We start from the raw sequence: 6,762 nt of genomic DNA on the forward strand, positions 1-6,762 counted from the left end.
ACATGGCATCGAAAAGGGAAATGTTGGCGCAGGAAGTCGCGAAGGCCGTCGGCGCAGGCAAGGCTGTCGCGCATGAGACGGTGGATTTCAATGATCCCAATCGTCCGAAAACCTGCCTGGAAGTCGATTTCCCGATCCTGCCGGTCAATCAGGTAGCGATCATTGAGGGGAATGCGAGCAAACCTATCTACCAGATGTCAAAATGGTGGGCTCGGCGGCGGTCGAGTGTATTCCGCTCGATGTTAATCGCAGCTGCCACCAAGGCGCCTGAGGATCAGTCACATTCTGCCAAGTTGGTGTGGGATAATTATTATGCCAATCACCAAAAGAAGGGTGCGTTCAAGCAGTTGAAGGTCGCAGACATCTTCATGGGCGGGGGTACCACGCTAGTTGAAGGTTCCCGTCTCGGGATGCAGATGATTGGTAACGACCTTAATCCTGTAGCATGGTTCGTGGTGAAACAAGAGCTGGCCGATGTTGACCTCGATGAGGTCAAGCGCTTGCTGGCCGACATCGAAGCTGAGGTGAAGCCTCAGATCATGCCGTTTTATTACTGCGATGGTCCGAATGGCGAAAAGGGAAAATGGACCCACCTGCCATCAAAGCGCGCGATGCCGGTCGATTTCGACCCGCTGTCGCTAGCGCCGGAGCAGAGGCCAGAATACGGCTATGAAGGCCCTGAGGTGATTTACACCTTCTGGTCCAAGCACGGCCCTTGTCAGGTTACCGGCTGCGGCCATCGTACGCCCATCATGACCAGCCCAGTGATGGCGGTTAAGACGATCAGTGTAAAACACTGGGAGCATACCTGCCGGAAATGCGGCACGGAGTTCCATGTCGAAGAAAATGCAGCGCGTATGGCACCTGACGTGCCGCTGTATGTTGCACCATCCGAGTACCCGCACTCCACCCTTGACCGCAAAAAGGGTGTGGTGTGCCCCGAATGTGGCGAAACCGAACTGACAAATCTCGGTAAAGGCACCAATAAAAAGGTTGAGCTGACCCTGCTGGTGCACCCTGAATGGCTTATGGGCTGTTCGAAGCAAGATTCAGATGGGCATCCTTTGGGCGGGTCCGCGCAAGACGATTTAGAATCAACGTCAAGGTGGAACAAAGAGCGCGCGTCAACTATTCGCCTATTGGAAGTGCGAGGTAAGTTACCCGACGAGGTAACGTGCCCTGAAACTAAGATAACCTTCAATCCCACCTCAGGCTCCGTTCCGAAGCGCTCCAACTTCACCTGTGGGGCGTGTGGTAACGTTCAGGATGTGATGACTTCGATTAAGGCCACGCGCAAAAGTGGTCAAATGGCAGGTTATGCAATCCAAGGTTATGCCCCCAAGCGCGATGCTTCGGGTGCGCCATATAACGGCCGGTTTTTTGCTCCGTTTGATGTGCGCATGGCCAATCAATTCGATGCTTCTGTTCGGGAATGGGAAGCTCGCAAAAATGCAGATCTGGCAGATTATTGGCCAAGATCAGAAGTACCCTACGGCTTCATGACTGCGATTGCGAATAGCGATATCAGGGAAAATTATGGATTCACCCATTGGTGGACCATGTTCAACCCTAGGCAGCTTCTGGTTAATGCCCTGATACTGAAATCCATTACGACCTCCGGTCATTATGCAGAAAAAATTCGCGAATTCGTACTGGGGGCATTTCAGCAATACCTAAGGAATCAAAATTCTTTCTGCTTTTGGGATGTGGGATACGACAAGCTTGTTCCCCATATGAGCAACAATAACTTCCATCCAAAAAATAATGTCGTCGAAAACTGTGTCTTTCCCTCGCTTGGACGCGGAAACTGGGCATCCTGTGTAGAAGGTGTGATCGAGGGGCGCGATTGGGCTTTTCAACCGTGGGAGGCGGTGAGTGCCGAGGGCCTAAAGCGTCGAGATTCTGAACTTGCCAGCAAGATTTCCGGAAAAAGCTTCAAAGTCTATCCGTCAGATCCCGTTCGCGAAGCCGAACCTTTCTGTGGCTCATCGACTGACCTAAGTCAGGTACCGGATGGCAGCCTTGATCTGGTTATCACAGACCCGCCGTTCGGCGGCCTGCTACATTACTCCGAGCTATCCGATTTCTTTTATGTCTGGCTCCGCCTCGTCCTGAAAGATAAATACCCAGAGTATTACAGTGCTGAGTATACTCCAAAGTCGCTCGAGGCTGTGGCCAATCGTGCCCGCGAACCCGAAGATCCCGACGGCTTCTACAAGAGGCTCCTCACCCAATGCTGGCGTGAAGCACACCGTATCCTGAAGCCTGGAGGCATCCTCGCATTCACTTTCCACCACAGCGAAGACGAGCCTTGGGTTGCCGTGCTCGAGTCTCTTTTCGATGCCGGCTACTATCTTGAAGCAACTTATCCGATCCGGTCCGACGAGACCAAAGGCGACGGAGAGTTTGGGTCCAAGACCATTGAGTACGACATCATCCACGTTTGCCGTAAACGCACTGAGGAACCGACACCAGTCAGCTGGGGCCGCATGCGGCGAGAGGTTATGGCTGACGTACGCCAGCTGCAGGCAATGCTGGAAAATCACGCGAAGGAAGGTCTGCCAGCCGCCGACATTCAGGTGATCAGGCGCGGCAAGGCGCTGGAGTATTTCTCCCGTCACTATGGCAAGGTCTATGTGGATGAAGGGAGGCCGATCACCGTTAAGGATGCCCTCGTCGGCATCAACCAGCTCATCGATGAGGATGCCGATAAGGGCAAGGAGCCACCACCAGTCAACGCGGAGCCGATTACGCGCCAGTTCCTACGCACGTTCGGCACCGCCACCGAGATGAAACGAGATCAGCTCCAGAAGTTCCTCAAGGGCTCGATCACGACACCTGACGAGTTCGAACAGCGTGGCTGGTGCTCGGAAAAGAGCAAGGTGTTCACCCGCGTAAACCCCCTCGACTTTGCTCGTGATTGGTCCGGCAAACACAAGCGCCGGCTGACATCAGACCTAGACCAAGCGTTGGTGCTGATTGGGTCCTGCTTCGATGGCAGCGGTATCAATGCGTCCGACACATTGAAGAATGAAAACTTCAAACCCCACGTGGCGCTGAAACCGCTGTTGGAATGGCTGCAACGGAATGGTCCGGACCAAGCTAGCCGTAATGCTGCATCACGTGCGGTGACGATCTACAATTCCTGGGCCGCATCTCAGGCAACCAAGCCTCAGCAGGGCTCGTTGTTCGAGGAGTATGATCTATGAAGCATACACTCGATACCGTCTGGCAGCGGCGCGGCACCAGCTGGATTTGGGATGAAGAAGCCCGCAATCAGGTCTGTATGGCCAACGAGGTTTGGAGCCTGCGTCAGTTCCTACAGTCGGCAAGGAGCTGGCCCGAAGACCTGCCCAGCAACCAGAACAACACCATGGTCGTTGCAGGATTGGAAGGTAGCCTTGATCTGCTGGCACCTGGTGATGCCGAGGCATGGCTGGGCGAAACAGTCAAAGACGCGATTCTCTCATTCCAAGCACATTATGAAAGTGAGGCCGCGCTGATCTTTTGGCTGCCTTCAGGCCACGGGCGCATCAAATTTCACCCTGCCACAGACTCCGTCGAATGGCGCTGCGCTGCACCGCATACCGAAAGCCTATTGGCCTTCGGTCGAATTCTGTGGGGTGAAGCCAACGAGTACCCGCAGGAAATCCTGCTGCGTGAAGGTGCCAAGCCCGCAGGCCTCTTCCATCTGCGAATTACCTGAGGCCGACGCGTGGTTTCATCATCCCAATTGCAGCCCGGAGAACGGATTACGCATCCAGAATTTGGCCAAGGCGTTGTCCTTGACCCTGCTCGTGACGGGTACCTCCGCGCGTTTTTCAGTGTCGGCGAGCGCCGCGTGCCGGTTACTGCGGTACGGCTCGAGCTCTCCCGCACCGAGCGTATTCTTCGGTCGGTTGAAGGCACCGAGGATCGGGCACGCAAAGCTTGGCTGTCTTACGAGGCGCATGTCCTACCGCTGTTGGAAAGCGCATCGGCGCTGACATCGGCCCGCATCGACCTTTTGCCGCACCAGGTGGTCCTTACACACCGGATTGCGACGGCTTCACCACGCAGGTTCCTAATCGCTGACGAGGTCGGTCTAGGCAAAACGATTGAGACCGCGCTGGTCCTCAGAGAACTTGCCAGCCGCGGCGAACTCAACCGCGCGCTGATGGTGGTGCCGGCCGGATTGGTGAACAATTGGCATCGTGAACTCAACGAGATATTCAATCTCGACTTTGAGGTTTTTGGGTCTGAGGGCGACATCACAGACCGCAAGACCAACGCATTCGCCAAGCACGACCTGCTGATTGCCAGCATCGACACATTGAAGCGGCCGAACCGGATCAAGCGCCTTCTGGAAGCCCCGCGTTGGGATCTAGTGGTATTCGACGAAGCCCACCACCTGACGGCCTATCGAACAGGCGGCAAGGTCAGAAAGACCGAAAACTACAAACTGGCGGAGGCTCTGAAGGGCCAAACCCGGGACCTCCTTCTCCTGTCCGCGACCCCGCATCAGGGAAACCACTTCCAGTTCTGGATGCTCATCCAGCTGCTAAATCCGACGTTGTTTGGCGGTCCAGAGGAGATGGTCGAGCATAGGCACCGGCTGAATACAGTGATGTACCGCCGGACCAAGGCGGACGCCTGCAAGCCCGACGGTGAGCCGCTGTTCGCCAGGCGCTGGGTCCACACCGAGTCCTTCCTGATGCAGGAAGAAGAGCGCCGCTTTTACGAGAAGCTACGGGAGTATCTCGAGGACGGTTTTGACTTGGCCAAGCGCAAGGGAAACCAAGGTCGGGCCTTGGGCTTCCTGATGGCGATTTTCCAGAAAATCGCTGCTTCGAGCTTCGCTGCCGTCCGTCGGACTCTGAAGCGACGTTTGCTGATGCTGACGCTCAAGGAAGCCCTTCTCCGGGATCGCGAGCTTGATATCGAGGGTCGCGAGCGCCTTTACGATGAAGCGCGCGAACTGATCCATCTCGAGTGGGACCTCGGTCGCGACCCGATTGGGCGCAGCGAGGTCGATCGGGTGATGGCAGACCTCAAGTACCGGCTTGTGAGAAAGCTCGACGATGACGCCCTAGAAATGGCCTCAGATCCCTATGGTAGCGAGTTCGCCGCGTCACACGTCGAGGATATTGCCTCGTCCGTCGTGGATCTTCATCTGCCGGAGGAGCGGTTGCGCATCGGCGACCTGCTCGAAGCGTTTCCGCAATCACGCGAGACCAAGGTCCAGAAGCTGCTGGATGGGTTAGGAACTCTGTGGCGTCAGAATCCTAGCGAGAAGGTCGTCATCTTTGCGACCTACCTCGGTACTGTTGATCTGATCGCCCGTGAGATCGAGCAGGTCTATCCCGGCCAAGGCGTCGTTGTGCTTCGCGGTGGCGATCACGGCGCCAAGACAGCGGCTGAGCGCCGCTTCCGTATGAAAGATGGACCCCGTGTTTTGGTCTGCACCGCCGCCGGGCGTGAAGGGATCAATCTCCAGTTTGCCCGTATCCTGTTCAATTTTGATCTGCCCTGGAACCCGATGGATATGGAGCAGCGGATCGGGCGCATCCATCGCTACGGCCAAGCACATACTGCACAGGTCTATAATCTGGTTCTTTCCGACACGATCGAGGGGCGGATATTCCTGCTCTTGGACGACAAGCTCACTGAGATCGCCAGAACACTGGGCAAGGTCGATGATCAGGGCAATGTCGCCGAGGATCTAAGAGCCCAGATTTTGGGGCAGCTGTCCGAACGATTGAACTACGACCGTGTCTATCAGGAGGCCCTGTCGGACCCCAGCCTGCAGCGAACAACCGTCGAGCTCGAGGCAGCACTATCAAATGCCCGAGAGGCTCGGGAGGTCGTATTTGATCTGTTCCAGGACCTCGATGGATTCAGCCTCGACGAATATCAGCCATTTTCCGACGTTTCGACCGGCATGGGGCGGATCGTCCAGTTCATGTCGTCTTCCCTTCCAGACAGACATGAGCGGCTAACGAAGGTGGATGAACAGACATACGATCTCACGGCCGCTGATGGGTTACGCAAGGCGCGCTTCACGCTCGATCGTGATGTCGCCACGAGCCAGGAAGGCATCGAATTGCTCGGCTTGGACCACCCGTTGGTTCAGGAAGAGCTGGGCCGCTGGAGGGGGCTGGCGCCAGAGCAACTGGGTCTTTCCGTATCCAGCAACGACATCAGCCCGACACTCTTGTCGTTCTGGATTGTGGAGTCGGCTCTCACAAATGGGGAGCGGCGGACCACGATTCAGACCATTGCAGTGCAACCAGACGGCACACGGATGCCCGCTGTCGAAAGGCAGTCGGGCCAGTATCTAAACGCACCTGTCGCTAACCCCTTCCTAACGGCCGAGGAAAGACTGGAGCTCTTCGGGAATGTGGTCGAGCCGACGCTCCAGCGCGAGCTCAAGCACAAGGGATTAGCCACAGACGATGGCAGCTATTCTGCGGATTTGATTGGATATGTGGAAATTGATGGGTGTAAGAATTAGCCTGAACAGCAGGTTCAACTTGATCTGATTGAAGAAGGTTGAAGTTAAACTATCCCCCACCGTCCCGAAGGTACTCCTCCACACGCTCAACAGTCCGCCTCCGCGGTCTGCGCCCCGAGCGCAGATCGAGAACGAACCGCGGGTCACCCACTGCACGGCGGCCGAAGCGCGTCGCCGACATGTGGGTTTCTTGTATCCATCCGGTGAGGGCCGCGGCGTGAAGCGGTGAGACTGTCTATCGGTCGTCGAGGAATGCCTCTGGCCCCTCT

The 6,762-nt window shown here is 56.3% G+C and carries 3 protein-coding genes; all 3 read left to right on the forward strand.

Annotated features, from left to right (window positions below):
* The first annotated feature begins 2 nt into the window (after positions 1-2).
* The 3 genes from OPU67_RS10305 to OPU67_RS10315 are packed head-to-tail and all read left to right on the forward strand — an operon-like array spanning position 3 to position 6,493.
* Positions 3-3,209 (forward strand): hypothetical protein, encoded by a 3,207-nt coding sequence (locus OPU67_RS10305; protein ID WP_267619448.1) that lies wholly within the window; start codon positions 3-5, stop codon positions 3,207-3,209.
* Positions 3,206-3,706 (forward strand): hypothetical protein, encoded by a 501-nt coding sequence (locus OPU67_RS10310; protein WP_267619449.1) that lies wholly within the window; start codon positions 3,206-3,208, stop codon positions 3,704-3,706. Before OPU67_RS10305 ends, OPU67_RS10310 begins: the two co-directional genes overlap by 4 nt.
* Before the next feature lie 9 nt (positions 3,707-3,715).
* Positions 3,716-6,493: a DEAD/DEAH box helicase gene (locus OPU67_RS10315; RefSeq protein WP_267619450.1), complete on the forward strand. Its 2,778-nt coding sequence runs from the start codon at positions 3,716-3,718 to the stop codon at positions 6,491-6,493.
* The last annotated feature ends 269 nt before the right edge of the window (positions 6,494-6,762 follow it).

The organism is Erythrobacter sp. WG (genome assembly GCF_026586795.1).
Classification (GTDB): Bacteria; Pseudomonadota; Alphaproteobacteria; order Sphingomonadales; family Sphingomonadaceae; genus Erythrobacter.